General features: G+C 39.7%; 25 protein-coding genes and 1 other annotated feature. Of the genes, 9 read left to right on the top strand and 16 right to left on the bottom strand.

The window, feature by feature from the left end; genetic code table 11:
- Positions 1-6 precede the first annotated feature (6 nt).
- Complete coding sequence (gene nagA, locus ABC361_RS07060) at positions 7-1170, bottom strand: N-acetylglucosamine-6-phosphate deacetylase (RefSeq protein WP_413073337.1); 1164 nt, start codon at positions 1168-1170, stop codon at positions 7-9.
- 123 nt (positions 1171-1293) lie between these two features.
- Between nagA and ABC361_RS07055 the strand changes: the two genes are divergently transcribed.
- Entirely contained in the window at positions 1294-2019 is a 726-nt protein-coding gene (locus ABC361_RS07055; protein ID WP_413073336.1) for a GntR family transcriptional regulator, read from the top strand.
- 90 nt (positions 2020-2109) lie between these two features.
- Here the strand turns inward: ABC361_RS07055 and ABC361_RS07050 are convergent, their stop codons facing one another.
- Entirely contained in the window at positions 2110-2979 is an 870-nt protein-coding gene (locus ABC361_RS07050) for an SDR family oxidoreductase (RefSeq protein WP_413073335.1), read from the bottom strand.
- A gap of 164 nt (positions 2980-3143) precedes the next feature.
- On the opposite strand from ABC361_RS07050, the gene ABC361_RS07045 reads away from it, so the two are divergent.
- Positions 3144-4922 carry a right-handed parallel beta-helix repeat-containing protein gene (locus ABC361_RS07045; protein ID WP_413073334.1) on the top strand — a complete coding sequence of 593 codons (1779 nt, stop codon included), beginning with the start codon at positions 3144-3146 and terminating at the stop codon, positions 4920-4922.
- Positions 4923-4974: 52 nt separating this feature from the next.
- Entirely contained in the window at positions 4975-5868 is an 894-nt protein-coding gene (locus ABC361_RS07040) for a YitT family protein (protein ID WP_413073333.1), read from the top strand.
- A 140-nt stretch (positions 5869-6008) separates the two neighbouring features.
- On the opposite strand, the gene ABC361_RS07035 is transcribed toward ABC361_RS07040, so the two are convergent.
- The 6 genes from ABC361_RS07035 to ABC361_RS07010 all read right to left on the bottom strand — a co-directional run bounded on the left by ABC361_RS07035 (position 6009) and on the right by ABC361_RS07010 (position 13145).
- On the bottom strand, positions 6009-7253 hold the full coding sequence (locus ABC361_RS07035; RefSeq protein ID WP_413073332.1) for a glutamate-5-semialdehyde dehydrogenase: 1245 nt from the start codon (positions 7251-7253) through the stop codon (positions 6009-6011).
- 13 nt (positions 7254-7266) lie between these two features.
- Positions 7267-8367: a glutamate 5-kinase gene (gene proB / locus ABC361_RS07030; protein ID WP_413073331.1), complete on the bottom strand. Its 1101-nt coding sequence runs from the start codon at positions 8365-8367 to the stop codon at positions 7267-7269.
- 41 nt (positions 8368-8408) lie between these two features.
- Positions 8409-8615: a binding site (T-box leader), on the bottom strand.
- A 115-nt stretch (positions 8616-8730) separates the two neighbouring features.
- Positions 8731-9903 carry a sporulation protein YhbH gene (gene yhbH / locus ABC361_RS07025; RefSeq protein WP_413073330.1) on the bottom strand — a complete coding sequence of 391 codons (1173 nt, stop codon included), beginning with the start codon at positions 9901-9903 and terminating at the stop codon, positions 8731-8733.
- Between the two features lie 168 nt (positions 9904-10071).
- Positions 10072-10434, bottom strand: coding sequence for a VOC family protein (locus tag ABC361_RS07020; protein ID WP_413073329.1), 363 nt, complete (start codon positions 10432-10434; stop codon positions 10072-10074).
- 165 nt (positions 10435-10599) lie between these two features.
- Entirely contained in the window at positions 10600-11142 is a 543-nt protein-coding gene (gene lepB, locus ABC361_RS07015; protein ID WP_413073328.1) for a signal peptidase I, read from the bottom strand.
- Between the two features lie 107 nt (positions 11143-11249).
- Positions 11250-13145, bottom strand: a complete 1896-nt coding sequence (locus tag ABC361_RS07010) for a PrkA family serine protein kinase (protein WP_375078757.1) — start codon at positions 13143-13145, stop codon at positions 11250-11252.
- Between the two features lie 151 nt (positions 13146-13296).
- Between ABC361_RS07010 and ABC361_RS07005 the strand changes: the two genes are divergently transcribed.
- The 3 genes from ABC361_RS07005 (at position 13297) to ABC361_RS06995 (ending at position 16331) form a co-directional block, all read left to right on the top strand.
- Positions 13297-15135, top strand: a complete 1839-nt coding sequence (locus ABC361_RS07005) for a transglycosylase domain-containing protein (protein WP_413073327.1) — start codon at positions 13297-13299, stop codon at positions 15133-15135.
- Between the two features lie 247 nt (positions 15136-15382).
- Positions 15383-15700, top strand: coding sequence for an antibiotic biosynthesis monooxygenase family protein (locus ABC361_RS07000; RefSeq protein ID WP_413073326.1), 318 nt, complete (start codon positions 15383-15385; stop codon positions 15698-15700).
- Positions 15701-15773: 73 nt separating this feature from the next.
- Entirely contained in the window at positions 15774-16331 is a 558-nt protein-coding gene (locus ABC361_RS06995; protein ID WP_413073325.1) for a DUF5366 family protein, read from the top strand.
- A gap of 7 nt (positions 16332-16338) precedes the next feature.
- Here the strand turns inward: ABC361_RS06995 and trmL are convergent, their stop codons facing one another.
- Both trmL and ABC361_RS06985 read right to left on the bottom strand, forming a co-directional pair.
- A complete protein-coding gene (gene trmL, locus ABC361_RS06990) occupies positions 16339-16812 on the bottom strand; it encodes a tRNA (uridine(34)/cytosine(34)/5-carboxymethylaminomethyluridine(34)-2'-O)-methyltransferase TrmL (RefSeq protein ID WP_413073324.1) in 474 nt (157 codons plus the stop codon).
- Positions 16813-17081: 269 nt separating this feature from the next.
- The gene (locus tag ABC361_RS06985) at positions 17082-17972 is read right to left on the bottom strand and encodes an amidase domain-containing protein (RefSeq protein WP_413073323.1); all 891 of its coding nucleotides are present in this window, start codon (positions 17970-17972) and stop codon (positions 17082-17084) included.
- Between the two features lie 88 nt (positions 17973-18060).
- Here ABC361_RS06985 and ABC361_RS06980 point away from each other — a divergent pair, with 88 nt between their 5' ends.
- Entirely contained in the window at positions 18061-18525 is a 465-nt protein-coding gene (locus ABC361_RS06980) for a GNAT family N-acetyltransferase (protein ID WP_413073322.1), read from the top strand.
- Positions 18526-18539: 14 nt separating this feature from the next.
- On the opposite strand, the gene ABC361_RS06975 is transcribed toward ABC361_RS06980, so the two are convergent.
- Complete coding sequence (locus ABC361_RS06975; protein ID WP_413073321.1) at positions 18540-19064, bottom strand: methylated-DNA--[protein]-cysteine S-methyltransferase; 525 nt, start codon at positions 19062-19064, stop codon at positions 18540-18542.
- A 17-nt stretch (positions 19065-19081) separates the two neighbouring features.
- The gene (queG, locus tag ABC361_RS06970) at positions 19082-20227 is read right to left on the bottom strand and encodes a tRNA epoxyqueuosine(34) reductase QueG (RefSeq protein WP_413073320.1); all 1146 of its coding nucleotides are present in this window, start codon (positions 20225-20227) and stop codon (positions 19082-19084) included.
- Between the two features lie 97 nt (positions 20228-20324).
- Here queG and ABC361_RS06965 point away from each other — a divergent pair, with 97 nt between their 5' ends.
- Positions 20325-20828, top strand: a complete 504-nt coding sequence (locus ABC361_RS06965; protein ID WP_413073319.1) for a hypothetical protein — start codon at positions 20325-20327, stop codon at positions 20826-20828.
- Positions 20829-20895: 67 nt separating this feature from the next.
- Positions 20896-21357, top strand: a complete 462-nt coding sequence (locus ABC361_RS06960; RefSeq protein WP_413073318.1) for a Dps family protein — start codon at positions 20896-20898, stop codon at positions 21355-21357.
- 27 nt (positions 21358-21384) lie between these two features.
- Here the strand turns inward: ABC361_RS06960 and ABC361_RS06955 are convergent, their stop codons facing one another.
- The 4 genes from ABC361_RS06955 to ABC361_RS06940 form a co-directional block, all read right to left on the bottom strand.
- The gene (locus ABC361_RS06955; protein WP_413073317.1) at positions 21385-22431 is read right to left on the bottom strand and encodes a M42 family metallopeptidase; all 1047 of its coding nucleotides are present in this window, start codon (positions 22429-22431) and stop codon (positions 21385-21387) included.
- 69 nt (positions 22432-22500) lie between these two features.
- Entirely contained in the window at positions 22501-23241 is a 741-nt protein-coding gene (locus ABC361_RS06950; protein WP_413073316.1) for a hypothetical protein, read from the bottom strand.
- On the bottom strand, positions 23238-23933 hold the full coding sequence (locus tag ABC361_RS06945) for an ATP-binding cassette domain-containing protein (protein WP_413075732.1): 696 nt from the start codon (positions 23931-23933) through the stop codon (positions 23238-23240). The genes ABC361_RS06950 and ABC361_RS06945 overlap by 4 nt, the downstream gene beginning before the upstream one ends.
- Entirely contained in the window at positions 23933-24304 is a 372-nt protein-coding gene (locus ABC361_RS06940) for a GntR family transcriptional regulator (RefSeq protein WP_413073315.1), read from the bottom strand. The genes ABC361_RS06945 and ABC361_RS06940 overlap by 1 nt, the downstream gene beginning before the upstream one ends.
- Between the last annotated feature and the right edge of the window lie 19 nt (positions 24305-24323).

Here is a 24323-nt window from a genome sequence, read left to right as displayed (position 1 = left end):
CCTTTCTTATAAACATTCATGCCCTTTACAAAAAGTTTGTATAACTTTTCCGTCTTCCCAAATAACAAAGTCGGCATCCTTCCCAACTTCAATCGAACCTTTGCGGTTTAAAACATCGAGCTTTTTGGCAGGATTATACGTTGCCATTTGGACCGCTTCTGCAAATGTACAGCCCGAAAAACGCAACATATTCATAATCGCGTCATTCATCGGCAAGATTGAGCCAGCTAAACTACCATCTGCTAAAGTCGCTTGCCCATCCTTTACTTCAACATCTTGACCACCTAAATCATACGTTCCCTCTGCGAGCCCTTTTGCCCGCATCGAATCAGTAATTAATAAGCAACGATCGGTTCCTTTTACGTTCCATGCAAACTGCACCATTTTCGGGTGGATGTGGATCCCATCAGCAATTAATTCAACATCTATACCGTCCATTAACAATGCCGTACCAACTACACCAGGTTCTCGGTGATGCAATGGGCGCATTCCATTAAATAAATGCGTTGCTTGATTTAAACCTTTTTCTAATGCCGCTTCAATCTCTACAAAAGTGGCATCTGAATGTCCAATTGAAGGGGTAATGTTATGACTAGATAAGTAATCTGTTAGTGCCAACCCATTAGGTTTTTCTGGCGCATACGTTACTTGCTTAATGGTTCCTTTTGAAAGTCGATTCCAACGCTCCATTTGGTTTACAGAAGGATCCAAAATAAAAGTAGCTGGTTGTGCACCCTTACGCACCTCATTGATAAAGGGACCTTCTATATGCAAGCCAAGAATCTCTGATCCATTCTGATTTGAGTAGTTTGCTACTTGCTCAATCACTCGTTCGATCGATTCTGTTGACTGCGTAATTGTCGTTGCGAGAAATGATGTTGTCCCTTCTTTTGGTAAGGACGTTTTTAAATGATGTAACCCTTTATCTGAATGATCCATAACATCTACTCCATACCCACCGTGAATATGGATATCGATAAACCCAGGGATGAGCTGCTGGTTCTTCTCGAGCGTGACGACTCTTGTCTTCTCAGTTTGAAGATGCGGCGGAACTGTGCGACCTACTTCTGTTATCTTTCCTTGATTAACCGCTACATAAAACGAGTCATAGCTTGTTTGATTTGGAAGACCTGGTAGCATTCGATTTCCTTTTAAAATAAGTTCAGTCATCTTTCTCTTCACTCCCTTTGTGCTTTTATTATATTCTCTAGACGTTTAGTTGTCTATACCAATTTAAAGAAGCTAACTTGTGCTATACTTATTGTCAAGATGACGTAGCGCGGAGGAACAATAATGATTGATAAATATTCCCCAATTCCTATCTATTATCAAATAGAAGAATTGATCCAAAAACAAATTAAAGCGGGTCTATTAAAGCCAGGCGACGCTCTCCCCTCTGAAAGAGAGTTTGCTGACAAGTATCAAATTAGTCGAATGACCGTTAGACAAGGGATGAACAATCTTGTTCAAAAAAGGCAACTAATTCGTGAAAAAGGCAAAGGGACATTCGTTGCATCATCACAAAACATCGAACAGCTTTTAACAAAAACGACGAGCTTTAGTGAAGACATGCTTAATCGAAACATGGTACCCGAGTCAAAACTGCTTTCTTTTAAGCGCGAACAAATAGATGAAAAAACGGCTCAACTGCTTCAAGTTGAAAGTGGAACAGACGTTTTTCATGTAAATCGTGTTCGATTGGCTAACAAAAGCCCTATCGCTTTAGAACAAGCGTTTATAGCTGTTGATTTAGCTCCTAACCTTACAGAAAACATTTTGCATTCCTCTCTGTATACGTATTTTGAAGAAGAACTAGGTCACCAGATCGACCATTCTGAACAAACCATTCGATCCGTTTTGGCAAACGAAGAAGATGCCACATTACTTGAGATTGAAAAAGGAGACCCTCTCTTAGCGATACGTCGACAAGCATTTACAACAGAAAGACGTGTATTAGAACTTGTTTACACCCGCTATCGAGGGGATCGCTACCATTTTGCTACGAGAATGTCGCGCTAGCAAACGGCTCAAAAAATAAAAAAATCGTTATGGATGATCGTTTCTCATCCATAACGATTCTTTTTTATTATGATGCCGGTCTCTTATTTTCTATGAACTAATATAGTCGCCACCATTAATATGAATTGCTTGTCCTGTCATGTAAGAAGAATCTTCTGATGCAAGCAAAACATATGCACCTACAAGTTCACTTGGTTGACCAGGTCTACCCATTAATGTGTTTTGACCAAACTGCGACACCTTCTCTTCATCAAATGAAGCTGGAATTAACGGTGTCCATATCGGACCAGGCGCAATACTGTTTACACGAATTTTTTTCTCAGCAAGGGATTGTGCCATGGAGCGTGTAAATGCGGTAATGGCTCCTTTTGTACTTGTATAGTCAATCAACGAAATGTTCCCCCGGTAAGCGTTAATTGAAGAAGTGTTAATGATCGCACTTCCCTCTTGTAAATAATCAAGAGCTGCTTTTGTGAAGTAGACGTACGAGTAAAAGTTCGTAGCAAATGTACGTTTTAGCTGTTCGTCACTGAGCTCACGAAGATCATTAACTGGGTGTTGCTCAGCAGCATTATTTACGAGTATATCTAAGCCACCTAATTCTGCTACACAACGTTCAACGGAAGAAATGCAAAACGCTTCATCTGTAATATCGCCTGAAATGGTAATGCAATTACCGCCGTAAGCTTCAACTTTTTCTTTTGTAAATTCGGCGTCTTCATGTTCATCTAAATAGACAATCGCAATATGGGCTCCTTCTTTTGCATAGCCAACTGCAACAGCACGTCCTATACCAGAGTCTCCCCCAGTAATTAACGCCACTTTGCCTTTTAATTTATCAGAACCTTTATACCCATCACTTTCAAAAATCGGCTCAGGATTCATTTCTGATTCTATCCCAGGTTGCTTTTGCTGCATTTGCTTTGGAATTCCATTGGAAAGGTCTTGATTCTTGTCCATTGTTATAGCCTCCTCTTTATCACACTATCTTTTTTTCCTTAAATGATGGTCAGTAAACATCGTTTAAAGAAGAAGCAGTAAGTTTTTTATTGTGTATAACGAAAAGCTCTTGGACAGTATTTGGAAAAGCAGGTATACTAAAAGGCAGATTCGAGGTGAAAATTGTGAAGAAAATCCATGTTTCACGTAAATTGCTATCGAAATACAAAACGATTAGACAGGCGCTTTTAGATGCTCATGATGGCGACACAATTGAAATTGAACCAGGTCTTTATCATGAATCCGTTCAATTATCAAAATCCGTTACACTAATTGGTCTATCGGATCAGCCTGAGGATGTTCGCATAGCCGGGAGATTTAAAGTGACGAAAAATGCCTCTGTACACATTAAAAACCTATCTTTCTTTAATACAGATAAAGGGTTGTTAATTGAACAAGGACATGCAAATGTCATCCATTGTCAATTCCACGAAATTAAAAAATATGCCATTCAAATAAAAGAGCAAGGCCATCTATCCCTGACAGATGCCACTATTCGCCATAATACAATTGGCATACACAATCGTGGCCGCGCACGAATTGAATATTGCGCGCTTTATGCACAACAAGGAAGCCAAGTGTATACAGGTTCCAATGGTCGCTTAATTATGAAGCATTCGCATATCTATAATGGCGATACGACGGCATTTTATTTTGATCAAAACAGTCGATCGTACGTTGAAAACTGCCAAATCTATGGTCATCATTCAGAGCAAAGACAAATAAAAGCGCAAGAACAAAGCGAAGCGGTCCTTCAAGACTGTCAGATTTACGAAAGCCAATCAGGTGGTATTCTTCTACAAGATCAAGCAAAACTAACGTTGCGCTCTAGTAAACTGACAGAGAATACACCTACACAAATTGAAGGACAAGGCGGCGAACTGTTTTTAAAGAACAGCTCCATTGAGCGCGGCCAATCAGGGATTTCCCTAAACCAAAGAAGTAAAGCAGAGATTGAACAATGTACAATAAAAGACCATTCATATGATCAAATCTCCGTTCACGAAGCATCGGCTTACATCTTTCATTGTAAAATTCATGCTGGCGAACGCGCTGGTATTACCCAGTTAGCAAAGAGCTATGTGTATATTGAAGCAACAGATATTTTTGATCATCACATGCCGCAAATCGCGCTTAGTGAAGATGCGCGCTTAAGCATGAATCATAGTTCTGTCTTCGAAGGTTCTCACTACGGCGTCTGGTTAACTGAACGTTCCAGTGCAACCATTGCCCATAGTCGCTTTTTCGACAATGACTTGAATCAACTAATGGTGGCTGATTTTAGTGAAGCAACCTTAGACGATGTCGATGTGTTTGATGGGCGTCAAAGTGGTCTCTATATTACTGATCATAGCCATGTTCAATTAACAAATAGCTCATTTTATCATCACCATGACTTATATCCGCAAGTCTATGTATTAAATCAGTCTAGCGTCACAATGAAAGAAACGCGTATTATTGATAGTTATGAAAGCGGCATTCGCTTTGAAAATCAATCAACAGGACTAATCGAGCACTGTCAGATCAATGGACATTATGAAGCGCAGATTGACGTACGAGACAGCCAACCGACTATCCGAGAAACGTTTATTCAAGATGGGGGCACTTGTGCAATACGACTCCTTCACGCCGGTGGTTTAATTGAAAATTGCTTCTTTACTGGACATGAACATAACATTGCGATTGGCGGGACGTGTGAGACTGATATTATCGGACAAGAAGCTGACGCGCTCCGACAATATGAAGAAGCGGTAAGCGAAACAAAAGAAATGGAATTAGGGATTTCACAGCAAGATATTCAACAAGCGCTTAAGAAAGCACAAGAAGAAGCTGACCGAGAGGCACGAACTGCAGAAATTGTAGGTTTAGTTGAACAATTAGAAGAAAGACTAGGGAAGAAGTAGTTGGCGCTTGCCACCACTGCTTCTTTTCATTTGTAGAAAGGAATGATGAATCTTGAGAGACTATTTCTATATGGCGATTGGAACCTTCCTCTTCAGCCTATCGATTACACTGTTTGCGATGCCGAACAACCTTGCTGAGGGCGGCATTGTCGGGTTATCACTCTTGCTATATTTTCAATTTGATTTATCACCAGCTCTCGTTACGTTTGTGTTTAACGCTGTTCTTTTATTAATAGGGTTTAAATTATTACCGAGACATATGGTCTATAAGTCGATTATTAATGTGCCGCTCTTATCATTATTTATCTTTTTTACTGAACGACTTGGACAACCAATTGAAGATACATTATTAGCTGCGGTTTTCGCCGGTATTATAACTGGGGTTGGGTTTGGTTTCATTTTCCGTGCAGGTTCTTCAACTGGCGGAACCTCCATTATTGCGAGAATGCTTAACCATCGTTTTGGCTGGGAATTAACCGGTACCAACTTTGTTTTAGATGCGGTTATTGTTATCTCCGGCGTGTTTATCATTGGACCAATTTACACGATGTATACAATTATTGCGCTTTATATAGGAAAAAAAGTAACAGACTATGTGCTCGAAGGGTTCGATGCAAAAAAAGCGGTCAATATCATTTCACCAGAAGCGCAAGCCATTTCTGAGAAAGTGTTAAAACAAATGGCATCGAGCGCGACGATTTTTAACGGTTATGGTGGCTATTCAAAAAAAGAACGCGAAGTCATTTACATTGTTGTTCGTTCATACCGCCTCTTCTACTTAAAAAAGCTTATACATGAAGTCGATCCAAACGCCTTTATCGTCGTTCATAATGTAAAAGATGTATCAGGCGGCACCTTTTTCGCTGCCACACACGATCATCCACTTGATCCGACAACTATGCCAGATTTTGAAGAATCCCCGCCACAACCTGAACTCGGAAAATAAAACAAACGTACTTGCTGAATGCGCTTATCAGCAAGTACGTTTTTATGTACACAGCTACTGAAATATCTCTTACCAACCAAGTTCTTTTAGCTCCAACTTTCATACAAAAAAGACAAGCTTCTTCACTTGTCTTCTCGTTTTCACTTGATTTGCCCGGTACCTTTAACTGTATATTTGTAGGTCGTAAGGGCTTGTAAACCCATCGGTCCTCTTGCATGTAATTTCTGCGTACTAATGCCAATTTCAGCGCCAAAACCAAATTCAAACCCGTCTGTAAATCGCGTTGAGGCATTATGATACACGACTGCAGCATCGACAGCCTGGAAGAAGTAATCTCTTTCTGAATCCTTTTCCGTGACGATCGCTTCTGAGTGTTTTGTTCCATATTCATTAATGTGATCAATCGCTTCTTCCAAATTTGCCACACATCGAATGGCGAGGGTTAAATCTAGATACTCGGTACGCCAGTCTTCTTCATCTGCTTGTAACATATGAGGAAAAATCGCTCGGGCGTTTTCATCACCTTTTAACGTGACGCCTTTTTCTATTAAGGTTTCCGCAATCTTTTGCAAGTGACGGTCCGCAAACCCTTGATCAAGTAGCAACGTTTCGCTTGCGTTGCAAACAGAAGGACGTTGGGTTTTCGCATTCACGATAATTGATGTAGCTAGCTCCAAATCTGCGTGTTTTGATAAATACACATGACAATTTCCTACGCCTGTTTCAATGACGGGTATCGTGGCTTCGTTGACTACTGTTTGGATGAGCGATGCACCCCCTCTTGGAATCAAAACATCAATGTCGCCTTTTAATTTCATAAAGCGGTTCGCTTCTTCTCGGGATGGATCGTCAATCAACTGAATACAAGCCGTATTAATCGTGGTATTCGTCAACGCTTGTTTTAATACAGTGACAATGGCTTTATTTGAGTGCATTGCACTGGCACTGCCTCGCAGCACAACTGCATTTCCTGTTTTGATAGCAAGGGCGCAAGCATCAACCGTTACATTGGGACGAGCCTCGTAGATCATGCCAAACACACCGAACGGAACAACTCGCTTTTCCATGGTTAATCCATTTGGACGTTCAATCGTTTCAAGGGTTTGATTAATTGGATCTGGTAATTGAACAAGCTGCCACATCCCTTCCGCCATGTCTGCAATTCGCTCTTCTGTTAATAACAAACGATCAATTAATGGTTTTGGTGTTCCCTTTTGTTCCGCCTCGTCAATATCTTTTTGATTTTCCGTAAGCAAAAAGCGTTTTTCATCTATCAATGCGTCAGCCATTTTGGTTAACGCTTCGTTTCGTTCAGTTATCGTCGCAAGGGCAATACTTGGCGCTGCTTTCTTTGCTTTCTTGGCAATCTGTTCGACTTTTTCCATCCTTCTATCCCCTTTACATTGCCACCCAAAAGTTACGATGAATGACAGCTTTTTTTGACCGGCTTGTTGCTTTTATAACCTCAGCACTATTTTTCCCTTTTAATAAATCAAGCTCTTCGTTTGTAAAATTCACTTTGCCTTTTCCGATAACCTCGTTATTCTCTCTACGCACATCAACAATTTCACCGATGTTAAACGAGCCGTTCACATCAACAATTCCTGCTGGAAGTAAACTGCGGTGTTGCTTTAACAGCGCATTCGCCGCTCCATCATCAATAAAAATCGTGCCCCTTGGACTACTATGATATAAAATGTATTGTTTGGTCATCGACATTGTATTTTTCGCAAAAGAGCCAAGATACGTGCCATCTCCTTTGCCTACTAATACATCAGCAAACTTCTCTTCCCCTTCTCCGGTTCCAATAAAAACGTTTGCCCCAAGTTCGATTGCTGTTTTTGCTGCTGACAGTTTCGAGAACATCCCACCTGTACCAACATCAGAAGTGGTTTGATCCATTGCATCCAAAAGGGTTTCAGGTACTTCTGAGAGATAATGATATTTTTTTGCGTTCGGATAGGAAAATGGATTTTGATCATAAACGCCATTCACATCAGTAAACAAGCAAAGCATATCCGCATGTACAATCCCACTAACGAGTGCGGATAAGCGATCGTTGTCCCCAAAGGTTAACTCTTCTATTGATGTTGAGTCATTCTCATTAATAATGGGAATCGCTCCTCGTTTGACTAATTCTCCAATCGTTTGGGAGATATTAGAAAACCGTTGTTGATCAGCAAAATCAGCTCGTGTGATTAACAGCTGTGCCGCAATATAATCATGATGTTTAAACGCATCCATGTATGCTTGCATGAGCAAGCTTTGTCCAACTGCTGCTGAGGCTTGTTTTTGCGCAATCCCTTTTGGCTTTCGTTTAAATCCTAAGCTTGAGAATCCTGCTGCTACTGCGCCTGATGTCACAAGCACGATGCGGTATCCTTGTTTCATCAAGAATACCATTGCCTCAACATGACTATTAAGCTGTTGTGCATCTAGTTGTCCTGTAACGGTTGTTAAGCTACTGCTTCCGATTTTTATGACAATCGTTCCCTGCATTTTTTCTCCCCCTTCACGAAAAAGAGCCCTCCCATCCTTGAAATAAGGACGGAAGAGCTCCGCGGTACCACCTTTGTTAGCATCCTACGATGCCCACTTAACATTGATAACGTCAATGAGACGATTGGTTTTGCCAATTGCTCCCGGAATAGGGTTCAACAAAAGAAGGAATGGTTGGTTCTTTCAGCCGATGAAACCAACTCTCTTTACATATTCTTTCGCCTACTTGTTCCGATCTACGCATTACGAACAAATGAAGTTAGAGGTGATTATACACGAGTCCTTTCACAGAAGTCAATTGTTTTTTTGTAACAATAATTACCGTCCACTTATCAATGTTTTCTGACTAAAAACAAGAGTCATTTATGCATTTACTTGCTGATCCTCTTTCTGAAAGAAATGTTTAAGAGCGTGATAGACGTCGCCTTTTTCTTTAAGAATATAGTGCATAAATCGTGGATCGTTTACATTTTTGTAAGCGCCCATTAATGTCGAGTTACGAGAATATTGATTAATCTCGCCATAGCCAAATAAATTGGAGCGGTCCATCAACTGTTTAACTAATTTTAAGCAACGTGCATTATCCGACGTTAAATTATCTCCATCCGAGAAGTGAAACGGATAAATGTTGTAAGCGGATGGATTGTATTTTTCATCAATGAGTTCAAGGGCTTTCCGATAAGCAGAAGAACATATTGTTCCACCGCTTTCACCTTTTGAGAAAAAATCTTCTTCGTTTACTACTTTTGCTTCTGTATGATGAGCAATAAATTCAATATCTACTTTTTCGTATTTCGTTCGTAAAAAACGAGTCATCCAAAAAAAGAAACTTCGGGCAACATATTTCTCAAACCGACCCATGGAACCGCTTGTGTCCATCATTGCAATTACAACCGCTTTGGATTCAGGTTTAATCGTTTCATTCCACGTCTTAAAACGAAGATCTTCATTATAAATTGGCATGATCCCTGCTTTTCCAGCGAGTGAGTTCCGCTTTATTGCTGCAAGGATCGTTCGCCTTTTATCTACATTGCCCATCAGGCCTTTTTTACGTATATCGTTAAACTCAATATTTTCAATAACAATTTCTTGTTCTTCTTTTTTCTGAAGATGGGGCAATTCCATTTCTGCGAACATCATTTCTTCTAGCTCAGCAATGGAAACCTCTGCTTCATTGTAGCCTTCCCCTGCTTGATCACCAGCGCCTTGACCTTTTCCAGCCCCAGCTTGTTTATCACCATTTGGATCGCGAGCAACAACATCGCCTACTTTACTATCGCCTTTTCCTTGGCCAACATGTTTGTTCTTATCATAATTATAGCGGATTTTATATTCATCAAGGGAGCGGATTGGAATGCGAATCACGTCTTTCCCGTTTGAAAGAACAATATTTTCCTCACTGACAAGGTCAGGTAGATTTTTCTTTATTGCATCTTGAACTTTTTCTTGATGTCGACGTTGGTCCTGAAACCCTTTTCGATGGAGGGACCAGTTTTCCTCAGAGACAATGTACTGGTTCTTATTGTTTTTTTCCATTCTTGCCCTCCTACCATTAACATTTTTGCACACGTAGATGCCCTTGCACATAGTATAGGATTGGATTGATTTCTTTGCCTTAACTTATCCTATGTTTCACTTGCGCGAGAGTTGCTAATTAATTGTATGAGGACGAGCTAAACCTTTTTCACTCACTTAAGATTTCACTTAAATAGCTTGGATAAGCTCCACTCGATTTCCAAAAGGATCACGGAATTCAAACCGCTCAAATCCCGGAATCGGTACTCCTTCTAAAATCTCAATTCCTATTTGAGTGAGTTTTTGCCTCCAAAATAGCAGGTCCTCTACTTGATAGGCAAGGTGTGCTTTTGTTTGCAAACGATCAACGTCCTTTTCTGTCCCAACATGAATATCAACATCTCCAAGCGTTAGCCAGAATCCTCCTCTTCCAGCAAGACTTACAGGTTTGTCAATCTGTTTTAATCCTAAAAAGGTATGATAAAAAGCGAATGCTTGTTTCTCTTCTCCTATCGGAATGGTTATTTGTACATGATGTAAACCTATGACCATCAGAACGCCTCCTCTTGTGATACGTCTATTATATGAAGAAATCCAAATGATTCATAATACATAAATGCTTTCATCAATGATTCGTTTTTCAGATCAATTATCCTCGCAAGTCCCACGACCAAAACAAAAAAAGCGCTCTATGAGCACTTTTTGCTTTCATTTCAATTATTCCATAAAACCAAATTCTGATAACGGCCAAAAACGCAAACCCACTCTACCAATGATTTCGTCTTCATGCACTGCACCAAAAACGCGGCTATCATGACTATTTGGGCGATTGTCGCCTACCACAAACACGTGATCTTCTGGAACAACTTCATCATATTCAAAGTCATTTGTATACTGTTGTCCACTGTAAGACGCTTGGATGTCGTCTAAAAAAGGCTCATCCACTTGTTCGTCGTTAATAAACAGTTGATCTTCTTCAAAACGAACCGTATCCCCAGGTAACCCAATGACTCGTTTAATATAGCTATCTTCTTCTGTTGCATGGAACACAATTAAATCAAAACGATCAGGCTCACCGAACTGATACGCTAATCGATTCACAATGAATCGTTCGCCATCTTCGGCAGTTGGTACCATGGACTCACCACGAACTTCAAAGCTTGTTACAATAAACGTCCGGACTACAAATGCAATAATTAATGCAATTGCAATGGCCTTTACCCATCCCCAAGCCTCTGATTTCACACTATTTTCAGCCAAAAACGCTCCTCACTTTCTTAAATGCCAACATTCTATTCATAAATTACCACTAAATGCAAAAAAGAACAAGAAGACCCTCTTGACACAGTGAGGGTCTTTTTGTTCTATTATCGGTTTAAAAGGGAGCCGACATACCTTAATAATTCATTTGCTGAAACCGAGTTATAGCCATGTTCATCAATCAATCGCGCGATTACGTCGTTCATTTTTTTCAACTGTGATTCGTCTGGCGTTTTCACGGATGTTGTTATTTTTACAATATCTTTTAAATCCGCAAATAGCTTTTTCTGAATCGCTTCACGAAGGCGTTCATGAGAATTATATTCAAAACGTTTTCCTTTACGCGCATAAGCAGAGATGCGAATTAAAATTTCCTCTCGGAATGCTTTTTTCGCATTTTCAGAAATCCCAATTTGCTCCTCAATCGAGCGCATTAATTTTTCGTCAGGTGACATTTCATCACCAGTAAGCGGATCTCTTAACTTATTTTTATTGCAAAACGCTTCTACATTATCTAAATAATTGTCCATCAGCGTTTTCGCCGACTCTTCATACGAATACACAAACGCTTTTTGGACTTCTTCTTTGGCAATTAGATCATACTCTTTACGTGCAATCGTAATATAGTCTGTGTAACGTTCCTTGTCTTCTTTCGAAATGGAAGCATGTTGATCTAATCCTTCTTTAATGGAACGCAACACATCCAGTGCTGAAATGGACGTCAGTTGTTTACGAATAATTGCAGAAGAAATACGGTTGATGACGTACCTTGGATCAATCCCGCTCATGCCCTCATCATTAAATTCCGACTGTAGTTCTTTTACATCTTGTTGATTAAATCCTTCTACAGATTCACCATCATACAATTTCATCTTTTTAACGAGGTCAATACCCGCTTTGTGTGACGCTTTTAAACGAGTCAATATCGTAAAAATAGACGCAACTTTGAGTGCATGGGGTGCAATGTGGACATGTGAAAGATCACTATCGGCAATCATTTTTTTGTATATTCTTTCTTCTTCAGACACTTTTAAGTTATATGGAATTTTCATGACAATGATTCGGGAATGGAGCGCCTCATTTTTCTTATTCGAAATAAACGATTTGTACTCTGATTCGTTTGTATGGGCGAGAATCAGTTCATCGGCCGAAATAAGTGCGAATCGCCCTGCTTTAAAGTTCCCCTCTTGCGTCAAGGATAGTAGATGCCATAGGAATTTTTCATCACATTTGAGCATCTCTTGAAACTCCATCATGCCACGGTTTGCTTTATTTAGTTCGCCGTCAAATCGATAGGCGCGGGGGTCGGATTCAGATCCATATTCTGCAATCGTCGAAAAGTCAATGCTACCTGTTAAATCTGCAATGTCTTGGGATTTTGGATCGGATGGTGAGAACGTTCCAATTCCCGTTCGTTTATCTTCGGAAAAGAAGACACGTTCAACGACTACATCTTCAATCCGTCCCTCATACTCTTGTTCCAATCGCATCATATTTAAAGGAGACAGATTCCCTTCAATTTTAATGCCAAATTCTTTTTGGAAGTCTTCTCGTAGATGGAGTGGAATAAGGTGGAGCGGATCTTCATTCATCGGGCACCCTTTTATCGCATATACAGCACCATTTTCTGTTCGGGAATAGTCTTCCAATCCTCTTTTTAAGAGCGTAACGAGGGTAGATTTCCCTCCACTCACAGGACCCATAAGTAATAAAATTCGCTTTCGTACATCCAACCGTTTCGCTGCAGAATGAAAGTATTCTTCTACTAACTTTTCTAACGATTCTTCTAGACCATAAATTGAGTCTTTAAAAAACGAGTATTCTTTTTTTCCATCTTTCTCTTCCACGCCAGCGTCTTTTATCATATTGTACACACGAGAGTGAGCGGTCTGTGCAACCCACGGCTTTTCTTTGATTAGGTCTAAGTATTCAGCAAACGTTCCTTCCCAGCGTAAGCGTTCCTCATTGTCACGGTACTGTTCAATTTTGTTTAAGATATTCAACTCGTATACCTCCATCCTCGTGTAAGCGAGATTAATTAACGATATGCATTGAATCAAATGAACATGCTTCTTTTCTGAAAAGGCGAGACTGTCCGCACCATGAAAAGAATGATATACTTACTTATACGTTGGATAGAAAGTGAGTATGGCAATGAAAACTTTTTTAGGCTGGTTTTTTATTGGATTGTTTGCTCTAAGTAGTGTATTTCTTTTCCGCTCCACTTCTGCAGAGGTAGGCAATGTCCAAACAATTGGTCAAGTGGTTGGCACACATATTGATGATGAGATTCTTTATCTTTCTTCTAATAGCTCCATCGTTGCAAGCAACGGACAGGTCGTCGCAGAAATTGCTTCAGAGGGCGGCGTAAACCGAAACTATTTGCCTTATGAACACATGCCTGAGTTTGCACTTCAATCTTTTGTAGCTACAGAAGATCGACGCTTTTTTCAGCATCCAGGATTCGATGCGTCCGGCATTGCTCGTGCAGTTATTACCAATGTAAGTAGTGGTGAAATTGATCAAGGAGCTAGCACGATTACCCAACAAATGGTCCGCAATATTTTCTTAGATCATTCGCAAACCTATGAACGAAAAGTAAGCGAAATTCTGTATGCCCATGAACTTGAGCAGCGCTACGCAAAAGAAGAAATATTAGAATTGTACTTGAATTCGATTTATTTCGGTAACCATGCTTACGGTATTGAAGCTGCAAGTCAGCTGTACTTTAGCGAGAACGCTGAACAACTGTCTTTAGCACAAATTGCTTTCTTAACAGCGATTCCTAATAATCCGACGATCTATGATCCCTTTAACGCAATTGATAATACGAACAAGCGTAAAGAATGGGTTTTGCTTAAAATGAAAGAGGAAGAATTTATTAGTGAAGAGGAGTATGAGGAAGCGAAAGCGGAGACGATTGAACTTCGACGTTCAAATCTACGAAACTTGTATCCCGATTATACCGATTATGTTGAGAAAGAACTTGTCGCTTTAATTCAAGCTGTAGATGGCTTAGGCGAAGAAGAAGCGAAAGACCGACGTGCTGATTTGCTTAAACAAGGAATTAAAATTGAAACAGCACTTGAACCAGATCGGCAAACTGCATTAAAAGAGAGTTTTTATCATGAGCTCCCTTCAGATGTAGAAGGTGCAGGGATGGTGATTCGAAACGATGATCAATCGATTGTCGCCATGAGCCACGGTCGCGAATATGAAAGAGGCAATTTTATGCTTGCATTAGATTCCTACCGCTCACACGGTTCTGCATTTAAACCTCTAATCGACTTTGCTCCCTATTTTGAAGAGACACATGATTCCATTGATAAAGTCGTCAACGGAAACCCAAGAGACAATTGCACGGAACAAGAGAAAACAAACCGCTCGTTAGGCTGTATTTCAAATTACAATGATGTAAAGCCAGGAAACGTCACACTAAGAGAAGCATTTAAACATTCCTACAACATTCCTGCACAATACCTTTTAGATTCAATTGGGATTCAAACAGGCATAAGTTATCTTGAACCGTTTCATTTTAAACAATTAAATGCAGAAGAACGAGACATTTCGATTGCGCTAGGAACTGTTGATGTGTCTGTTTATGAAATGGTCCAAGCATACCAAACCTTTGCCCACGATGGAGAATTCACTCCTGCAAAAGCAATAAAAGGGGTATATGATGAACATAATGACATCATATATGAGTGGCCAGCGCAGAAGCCACAACAAATATGGAGTAAAGAAACAAATGATAAACTTCGCACATTAATGAACGAAGTTGTGCAATCCGGAACAGGTCGAGACATCATGCTCGCTACGAATGGCTATGTAGGCGGGAAAACAGGGACGTCCAATGAGTATCGAGATTTAACTTTCTCAGGACTCACGGATTCCTACACAGCTTCAGTTTGGGTTGGTAGAGATCGTGGTCATGTAGAGGATTTGTCGTCAAGTCGACCAGCAATGAAAATATGGGAAGCGGCGGTTCGGTAAAACTAAAAAAACCGGTTTCCCGGTTTTCTTGGTCTTTATCGTTTGTGAGGGTTTTCCTCGTAACCTCCAGCAAAAATGGAGACTAAAAAGACGACACAGACACTCATCATTAGAAACGTTCTCATAAAAAGTCCTCCTTGCAAGGGGCGTAAACGCTCTCTTTTATTATAGCCAAGTTCTATCAGATTGAAAAGTCATTCTCTTACAAAAAACACGAAATCTTGATAAAAAAAGGAGCAAATCAAACATGTACATCGTTATGAACGAACTCAACGTTACACCTGAAAAGAAAAAAATGTTGCAGGAGCGCTTTGGAAAGGCATCTGACAACATGGCAAAGGTAGACGGTTGCTTAGAATTTATGTTTTTATCAAATCAAGACGATGAGAAAAAAGAAGTCGTTTTCACGAAATGGGCTTCAAAGCAAGACTATGAAAATTGGCTAGCAAGTGAATCTTTTGCAAAAGCCCACAAAAATGCAGACAAATCTACTGATCAAAAGCCAGCTGCCAGTGCAAATGAACTACATGCCTATGAAGTTATCCACCATTATAAAGGTGAATAAACGAGTTAGCGCTTGTCTTATTTTCCGGACAAGCGCTTCAATGATTTGTTATTCGTACATATAGGAGATTAATATGAACCGATACTTAACTGGACATTTACCCTTAATAAGCATTTTTTTATTTAGTTTGTCGTTTGCCTTGTACGGTCAAGGGCTTGTGATTGATTGGCTAGAACAAAACGGGATCTTAGACGGTATGGCAGATCTTCTCTCCATAAACGAAATTCGTATCGGCCTTATTCTCGTGCTGATGTTGCTGTTTTTCATGATCTTTTCAGCACTAAAATTAATTGCGGATACCGTCAATTCTCTTTCGTTTTTATTCTTTTCCAGCAAAACTGACGAAAGCAATAGTTGGAGCAAGACAGAAGGAAGCCAATGGATTTATTTTATTGGAAGCATCCTTGCTCTCGTTCTTCATCCCTTTATAATCGTCGTTCTCTTAGCATTTCTAATTGCTTCATTTGCCTACATTGTTTTTGTTGTTTATCGTATTGCTGAATCCTTAACTATCCCAGGGTTAATCGGATTTATTTGCTTTCACTTATTTTTTTGGGCGGCGTTTTTGTTTACTATTTTGTTTGTGTTATTTCGTTTATACAATACGTTTATTGCAAGCCTACCTCTTTAAAAAAGATTTACTTCAGCGTCGGGAAATTCTGTTGTCTTAACGCTTCATAAATGACAATTGCAGCTGTATTTGATAAATTGAGCGAGCGGATCACATCAGTTTGCGGAATGCGAAAGCACCGCTCCTTCCGCTCTTCCACTAATTTTTGCGGCAATCCTGTCGTTTCTTTACCAAATACAAAAAAGTACTCCGCCTTAGTATCGGTATAATCAAAATCGCTATAATGATGTTCCCCTATCGTTTCAATAAAAAAGAACTCTCCTTGACTATAGCGTTGGAACAATTCGTCAATTGAATCATAGTAATGAATCTTTACATTTGGCCAATAATCACAACCTGCACGCTTCAACATTTTGTCATCTGTTGAAAAGCCCAGTGGTCGAATTAAGTGTAACGTTGTGTTTGTGCCAGCACATGTCCGTGCAATATTCCCCGTATTAGCTGGTATTTCTGGTTGATAAAGTACAATATGCAATCCCATTTTTCGTGCACCTCTATTTACTTTTTGCTTTTTATATAAAAGATTGTGGAACTTAATACACAAACAATAATTCCTATCAATAACATACCGTTTTGATCTACAAATACTGCAGCAAAAGCTAGGAATAGTGCAATCATCCATAGAGCTTGTGCGTACATTCTCCATTTCATATGCATTCACCCTTTATGAATGGTTTACGTTCCCTCTCTATATTACACATGAAACGGGATGCTGACAAACATTGAAAAAACAGAGTCACTAGACCCTGTTTAAATGGTGATATGAAAAAATTTATATTGAATGTTCTCTGTATAAGCAGGTGAATTTTGATACGTCCAATATCGATAGCGACTATTGATCGTTTGGGCATTAACAAGCGGTTCATTATTCGCATCTTTGGCAATAACAATGGCACAATGGTTCCATTTTCCATTTCCATTAAAGTCGTAGCAAATCACATCACCTGGAAGAAGATCGCTAGCCATCTTTTTTTCTTCTCCTCTTAACCCTGATGTTGCACCACTTAAATGCCATCTAAACGAATGTGCAACAGACCAGCTTAAACTCATTCTTTTTTCATTTTCGTACCACCAGCCTCGTTGTTTTGCTGTTTTACCCGTCATCGGTGCACCACCTGCATATAAACATTGTGAGACATAGTTTGTGCAATTATCTTCAAAGCGCACAAAAGCAGGGTTGTAATCATTCCACCATTGTTCTGCATAACGAACAGCATTCCTACGGTTGTAGCCAGACTGTTCATCCCGAACAATATTCCCAGTCCGCTTCTCGCCACGTTCTTGCAAAGATAATGGGTAAGTCGTTTGACATTGATCCTCTACAAGAACACTGCCTTCAAAAAAAGCGCGTCTTCGCATCGTTCGTTCTTCCATATACGTTCGCTCTCCTTGTTTAATTAAACGGTCAACGACTATAAAATAATCGACTTGTGTTAATGAATCAAAGGTTACAGCACTTAATACGTCGCCTTTTATTTTTGCACTAACGACTTCCGCGCCTCGTGCATTTATTTCATCTGCATCTTTAACAAACGCCACTCGATCTTTTTCTGGCAAATCTTTTTCTACATGTCCATTTAGAAAAGCTGTGTTTAGTTGTTTAACTCTCGCATGTAAAGGGACAAGCCATTTTTTCTTCATTTCATCTATCACCTCAAAAAAGAATTGAATAAAAATTAATAAAGATGTATAATTATGATTATCTTATATCGAAATGGAGCGAATGATCTTGATACGCAAAGCCGTTATGACTGATTGTCAATCAATTCACCGCTTAATTCAAACGTCTTTTCAAATTTACAGACATGACCCTGTTACTGCATCTGCCTTACATGAAACTAGACTTTCCATCGCTTTGCGTCTGTCAAGGAATGAAGAAGCATTTGTCTGTATGAAAGACAATCGGATTGTTGGGTGCATCTTTTACGAGCAAAATCAGCATGTTTGTACGTTTTTTCGATTAAGCGTTGATCCTGCGTATCAAGGTCAAGGCATTAGTAAGCTTCTGCTTAAAACCGTCGAGCAAGAAGCGTTAAATCGTTCATGTCGCGAGCTGTTGTGTGAAACAAGATCATCGAACATTCCGTTTTATGCGAAGCAAGGCTATGAAGAACTGTCCTTTAACACCAGCTCTTCCTTATATGTATTTAAAAAGTCTTTGAACATGTCAAAAAAAACATGGCAGTGCGCGTGACTGCCATGTTTTTTTTATGAAATTTTCATTTTTGATTCTAATGATAACAACCGTTCTTTATTTGTTAAACCTCCACCATAGCCAACCATGGCACCATTTGAACCAATTACTCTATGACACGGAATAATAATCGGAAGGGGATTTTGATTGTTCGCACCCCCTACTGCGCGAACAGCTTTTGGTGCTCCAATCATCTCCGCAATCTCTTTATAGCTTTTTGTTTCACCATAAGTAATTGTATTTAATGCAGACCATACTTTTTTTTGAAAAGGTGTGCCGATTAAGTCGATCGATACATCAAATTCCTGTCGCTCTCCGTTAAAGTATTCCATTAATTGTTCAGCAGCCAGTAATGACTCATCTTCTCCCAATTCAAACCATTCGGGTTTCTTTCCAAATCGAGCTAATCGAGCTGCCAGATTCGCTTTATTTAAAGGACCAAAACTAAGGTGCGTTAATCCTTTATCTGAGGAAACGATCGTCAAAAGCCCTATTGGACTTTGAACCTCTTTCACATAAAAACTTGTCATGACGTGCATGCCACTCCCCCGTTTCTCTATTCGCCTTTCTGCTTTAAAAACGCAAGACCCTTTTCGATTTCATTTTTTACATCTTCATCTTGCTCATTCAGTTTCGCATCCTCTAATGCCTTTTTTTCGGTTTTACTTTCACTGATTTTTCCAATTGCCCAAGCAGACGTTCCCCGAATGACAGGTCTTGGATCCTCAGTTAAAAGATGAAGCAACGTAGGAAGCGCAGATGTTTCTCTATAATGGGCTAAAGCAATAATCGCATTCCGTTGAATGGGCTTCTTTCCTCGCCAAGATCCTGCCATATGACCAAATTCTTTTTTAAATGCCTTATTACTCATCGTCAGTAAAGGAATAAGCAAAGGCTTTATCTTCTCTGGATCGGGTTCCATTTCAACGTGCTGATGATGGTCCTGATCTCTATTATATGGGCAAACAAGCTGACAGGTGTCCCATCCATACAAGTAATTTCCGATTTTTGAACGATACTCTTCAGGCATAAACCCTTTAGTCTGAGTTTGATACGATAAACAGGCTTGAGCATTTAAAACACCAGGCTCTACTAGCGCACCAGTTGGACAAGCATCAATGCATTTTTGACAAGAGCCACATAAATCTTCGATCGGCTCATCAACAGGAAAAGGGATTGTGGTTAATAAATTCCCTAGAAAAACATAGCTGCCTAGCTCTGGCGCAATAATAAATGTATTTTTTGCACTCCAGCCAATACCAGCTCTTTCTGCGACTGCTCGATCCGATAAAGCACCTGTATCAACCATACGGACCGTTTCAATTGATCCACACTCTTGCATCAGAAAATCTTCAATCTTTTTTAGTCGATCATTTAAGACATCATGATAGTCTATACCCCAAGACGAGCGGGAGAAAAACCCTCTTCTTTCTCCTTTTACTCTTTTTGGTGAATCTGAAAGTTTGGACGGATATGCCACGGCAATCGAAATAATTGTTCGAACTTCTTTTAAACTTAAGCTCGGATCAATTCGTTCTTCAAGGTGAGGGTGTTCAAATCCCGATGCATATCCTTTTTCTTGATGGGCGATGAGGCGGTCTTTTAACGACAAAAAAGGATCTGCCGTCGTGATCCTTACTTTATCAATACCGATCGTTTTACTGTATTCGAGTAATTTATGCTTTAGTAACTCAACATTCATATGATTTCTTCCTTTTTCATCAAAACGTTTGATTTCTTCTAGCATACAGAATCATAATAGGAAAGTAAATGTCAGTGGAGAATTTGGAGGAACAACCGTGGAAATAGGAATTATTCATTACCAACATATACAAATAAGTGAGTCATCAACGATGTTAAAAGGAAGACTGCAATTCCATCAAGAGCTTCTTCATATGGAAGTACTCGATAAAGATTTATCGACGAATCCACCCTTTCCTCATCATAAAAAGGTTTTTCAAGCTGTACAAGAAGCTAATTTTTTCAAACCTGTACAATCAGCCATTGATTTAAATCGCTTTTTTATGTTGGAGTATCAATTACCCATCACGTTGCACGATTCGCATTCACTCGTAAAACCCTTGTATAAACAAGGATATTCTCTTTATGATCAAAATAAAGAAGTCGCCTCACCTTTCTATGTTGATACGACCACGACTACACATACAGATACAACAGAAGCTGTTCAGTTTTTTTTCTTCTCTCACGCATCCATTGCACAAAACGCGGAGAAACTTCTACAAGCTGCTGGAACGATGTTTACCCATATTCACGGCGGAACGTTCCATTATGAATTGCTTTAACCCGTTGTTTAGAATTTTGTACAGGGGGAATAGTATCTGTACACAACGTTAGTAGGAGGATTTTATAATGGCACAAGAGAAAATTCAATCTGTTTTAAACAAACAAGTAGCAAACTGGAGTGTTCTTTATGTTAAACTCCACAATTATCATTGGTATGTGAAAGGGCCTCATTTTTTCACATTACATGAGAAATTTGAAGAGCTTTACAATGAAGCAGGCGCTACGGTTGATGAGTTAGCTGAGCGATTACTTGCTATTAAAGGGTACCCTGTTGCAACAATGGAGGAATACTTAAAGCTGTCGTCTATTGACGAAGGGAATAAAAATTTACAAGCAGATGAGATGGTTGCAGACTTAGTTAGTGACTATGAAAAGCTTGCAGATGAGTTGAAATCAGGGATTGATGTATGTGGCTCTCTAGATGATGATGCTACAGAAGATATGTTAATTGGCTTAAAAGAAACTATCGAAAAACATGCCTGGATGTTACGTGCGTATACAAAACAAACATCGGATGTTCGTTCATAAGAAAAGCTGCCCGCTTGGGCAGCTTTTTTAATGCTTCATTGATGTTGTAATGTACGCATATAAAAGGTTGTACGTCGCTTCAAGCGATTGTTCGTGGGTTCGCTCCATTGCATGAGAGCCTTCAATGCCTGGTCCAATGAGCCCATGGACAATATCATGACCTGAACGAATCGCAGCTGATGCATCTGACCCATAATACGGATAAATGTCTAACTTGTACGGGATCTCGTTATTCTTACATAGCTGAACAAAGTGATTTCTTAAGCCATAATGGTAAGGACCACTTGAATCTTTCACACATATGGAAACAGTATACTCATCAGACTGTTGACCATCTCCAATCGCTCCCATATCAACCGCTACATACTCCACAACCTCAGTTGGAATTGACGCATTCCCTCCATAGCCAATCTCCTCATTATTTGAAATGAGGACATGCGTCGTATAAGGCAGCTTCGTTTGACTTGCTTTTAATTCTTTCATCAACATTAGCACTAAGCTTACACTTGCCTTATCATCCAGATGCCTTGATTTAATAAATCCTGTCTCTGTTTGCTCAAAGCGTGGTGCAAAACTCACAAAATCCCCCACGTCAATGCCAAGCTGACGTAAGCCCTCTATGTCCTCCACTTTCGCATCAATACGAACTTCCATATTCTTTTGCGTTCGTTCAATCGTTCGGGAATCTTTATAAACGTGAACGGAGGACTGGTGCACCACAACCGTCCCAGAAACCGTGCTTCCATCGCTTTTATGGATTGTCACGTATTCCCCTTCAATAGACTGATAAGCAAATCCACCGACTAAATCTACTTTTAATCGCCCATTCGGCTTTAACTCTTTAACGATTGCTCCTAGCGTATCAATATGAGCCGTGACCATTCGGTGAGAAGTGGTATCTTCTCCCTCAATCGTTGCAACTAAAGCGCCTTTGTTTGATTTCCGATAAGAAATTTTGTGCGTTTTTAAAAATGCTTCAACAAACGCAATCGCATCTTCAGTGTAGCCAGACGGGCTTGGAATGTGAACTAACTCTTTTAATAGCTTAATCGTTTCAGTTTTCTTGAACTTCATTACACATACACTTCACTTTCAATGTTAGATCCTTTTATTTTATCGGTACGAATGCCTCATTTCAATCTTTTATAGCTCAATCTTCTTCTTAAGGAACAACACAATAAGTGAATAGAGGAGAATGAGCAAGCCAAGGTCCCACACAATTTGTGCAGAAGTTACAGATTCAAAAGTAGTCGTAATAAGCGGAACTGATTCATCTACATTCTCGCTGAATTTAAATGTTAGATAGGGATAGAGCAAGATAGCCATTAATCCATATGGAATGAGGACGAGATACTTCGTCCATGTCTTCACACCAAAAAAAATAAATGCTGGAAAAAGCACCGAAACGAGTGAAAGAAATTGAACAATAAAAGCCATCCAAAATGCTTGAAGTGGATACTTTACGATTGATTCAATATCCTCAAAGAATTCCACAATCATGCCTTCTGTTGCTGCAAATTGAATAAACGTTAACAAAACAATTGCCACAAACAAGAACTGAACGTTCAACCACATATAAGTGGATACCATTTTGGAAAATAATTTCACATGAACGGATCCTGGTGCAAGATACCACTGTATTTGCGTCCCTTTCCGCCATTCTCTCCAGACAGACTCAGCAATAATTAATATGGAGGCTAAGAAAAAATAATACACTAAAAGGACAAAAACTAACGTCATATCTACAGCATCAAACGGTTGTCCAAAACGCATGCGAATGACACTCGCCGCTACCATCATGACAAAAAATATGATTGCTGCTATCACATTAACCGGCAAAAGCAAGCGCAAATCTCTTTTTAGAAAAAAAACAAATTCCTTCATTCTCTCCCCACCCTTGCAAATAAATCTCGGAGTGAAGCGCTGTGTTCGGTCCGCCACGCCTCTAAATCTGGAATGGTTCTAACACCGTTTCCCTCTATAAAAATGGCTCCGTCAGCAAGCATCTCCACATCTTCATACGCATGCGTAGCCATCACAATGGTCCGACCGCCTTCAAGCAAGAAATCTGTTAATATTTGTTGCATCGCTTCTTTTTTGGTGGTGTCGAGATTCGCAAGCAGCTCATCAATAAATAAAAACGGCTTTTGTGTTGAAATGGCTATAATTAAGGATAAAAGATGACGTTGCCCCGTAGAAAGTGAAGCCCAATTGGTTTGAATTGGAACGTTCATGTCTTCACAATAACGTAACGCTTGATCTTTATTGAAATCAGAATACAATTTTTTTTGTTGATCAATGATCACTTCCGCCGATTGATAGATTGGGAAACCTGCTTGTTCTGCTACGTAACTAGCTTGTTGCGCTCGACCGATCCGCTCCTTTTGATCATTTAATTGAATGGATCCTTTTGAAAATGGTGCTAATCCGGCACACATCTTAAGCAAAGTTGATTTACCAGAGCCATTCGCACCTATCAAAACGATAAAATGATTATGATCAAAACGAAAAGATAAATCGTTAAATACCTGTTTACGTCCATATTTTTTATGTACATTTTTGACTTCAACCCTCATCAATCTCTCACCTCCTTTACTGTTTTCGTAAGAGCCTCTATCATGGTTTCATCGGTGTAACCCAGTTTGCGCATATACTTCACAAGCTCATTTAATTGTTTTTGCGCAAGCGCTTCTTTTAATGATCGGATTCTTGCTAAATCTTCTGTTACAAATGTCCCTTGTCCACGTTTCGAAAATGTTACTTCTTCCCGATCCATCTCTTGATAAGCTCGAGACACCGTATTGGGATTTACTTTTAACGTTTGTGCCGTTTCACGGACAGAAGGAAGTTTATTACCAGGCGCTAGCTCAGCGCTACAAATCTGTTGGTAAAAGGAATCAACAATCTGGGCATAAATGGCTTTGTTCGGATCAAACTGTATAGACAAACGCCATCGCCCCCTTTCT

The organism is Shouchella phoenicis, from assembly GCF_047238345.1.
In the GTDB taxonomy this organism is placed as follows: domain Bacteria; phylum Bacillota; class Bacilli; order Bacillales; family Bacillaceae_D; genus Shouchella.
Note: the sequence above shows the minus strand (reverse complement) of the source record. Positions and strands in the feature narration are given on the sequence as shown.

What these genes read in the sequence shown, in the direction of transcription:
- ABC361_RS07000 (WP_413073326.1), top strand. Translation starts at nt 15,383, where the DNA reads ATGTACATCGTTATGAACGAACTCAACGTTACACCTGAAAAGAAAAAA.
- ABC361_RS06950 (WP_413073316.1), bottom strand. Translation starts at nt 23,241, where the DNA reads ATGAAGGAATTTGTTTTTTTTCTAAAAAGAGATTTGCGCTTGCTTTTG.
- ABC361_RS07005 (WP_413073327.1), top strand. Translation starts at nt 13,297, where the DNA reads ATGAAAACTTTTTTAGGCTGGTTTTTTATTGGATTGTTTGCTCTAAGT.
- ABC361_RS07035 (WP_413073332.1), bottom strand. Translation starts at nt 7,253, where the DNA reads ATGGAAAAAGTCGAACAGATTGCCAAGAAAGCAAAGAAAGCAGCGCCA.
- trmL (WP_413073324.1), bottom strand. Translation starts at nt 16,812, where the DNA reads ATGGGATTGCATATTGTACTTTATCAACCAGAAATACCAGCTAATACG.
- ABC361_RS06985 (WP_413073323.1), bottom strand. Translation starts at nt 17,972, where the DNA reads ATGAAGAAAAAATGGCTTGTCCCTTTACATGCGAGAGTTAAACAACTA.
- ABC361_RS06995 (WP_413073325.1), top strand. Translation starts at nt 15,774, where the DNA reads ATGAACCGATACTTAACTGGACATTTACCCTTAATAAGCATTTTTTTA.
- ABC361_RS07020 (WP_413073329.1), bottom strand. Translation starts at nt 10,434, where the DNA reads ATGGTCATAGGTTTACATCATGTACAAATAACCATTCCGATAGGAGAA.
- ABC361_RS06955 (WP_413073317.1), bottom strand. Translation starts at nt 22,431, where the DNA reads ATGAAGTTCAAGAAAACTGAAACGATTAAGCTATTAAAAGAGTTAGTT.
- ABC361_RS06945 (WP_413075732.1), bottom strand. Translation starts at nt 23,933, where the DNA reads ATGAGGGTTGAAGTCAAAAATGTACATAAAAAATATGGACGTAAACAG.
- ABC361_RS07050 (WP_413073335.1), bottom strand. Translation starts at nt 2,979, where the DNA reads ATGGACAAGAATCAAGACCTTTCCAATGGAATTCCAAAGCAAATGCAG.
- ABC361_RS06975 (WP_413073321.1), bottom strand. Translation starts at nt 19,064, where the DNA reads ATGCACGTCATGACAAGTTTTTATGTGAAAGAGGTTCAAAGTCCAATA.
- yhbH (WP_413073330.1), bottom strand. Translation starts at nt 9,903, where the DNA reads ATGGAAAAAAACAATAAGAACCAGTACATTGTCTCTGAGGAAAACTGG.
- queG (WP_413073320.1), bottom strand. Translation starts at nt 20,227, where the DNA reads ATGAATGTTGAGTTACTAAAGCATAAATTACTCGAATACAGTAAAACG.
- proB (WP_413073331.1), bottom strand. Translation starts at nt 8,367, where the DNA reads ATGCAGGGAACGATTGTCATAAAAATCGGAAGCAGTAGCTTAACAACC.
- nagA (WP_413073337.1), bottom strand. Translation starts at nt 1,170, where the DNA reads ATGACTGAACTTATTTTAAAAGGAAATCGAATGCTACCAGGTCTTCCA.
- ABC361_RS07055 (WP_413073336.1), top strand. Translation starts at nt 1,294, where the DNA reads ATGATTGATAAATATTCCCCAATTCCTATCTATTATCAAATAGAAGAA.
- ABC361_RS06960 (WP_413073318.1), top strand. Translation starts at nt 20,896, where the DNA reads ATGGCACAAGAGAAAATTCAATCTGTTTTAAACAAACAAGTAGCAAAC.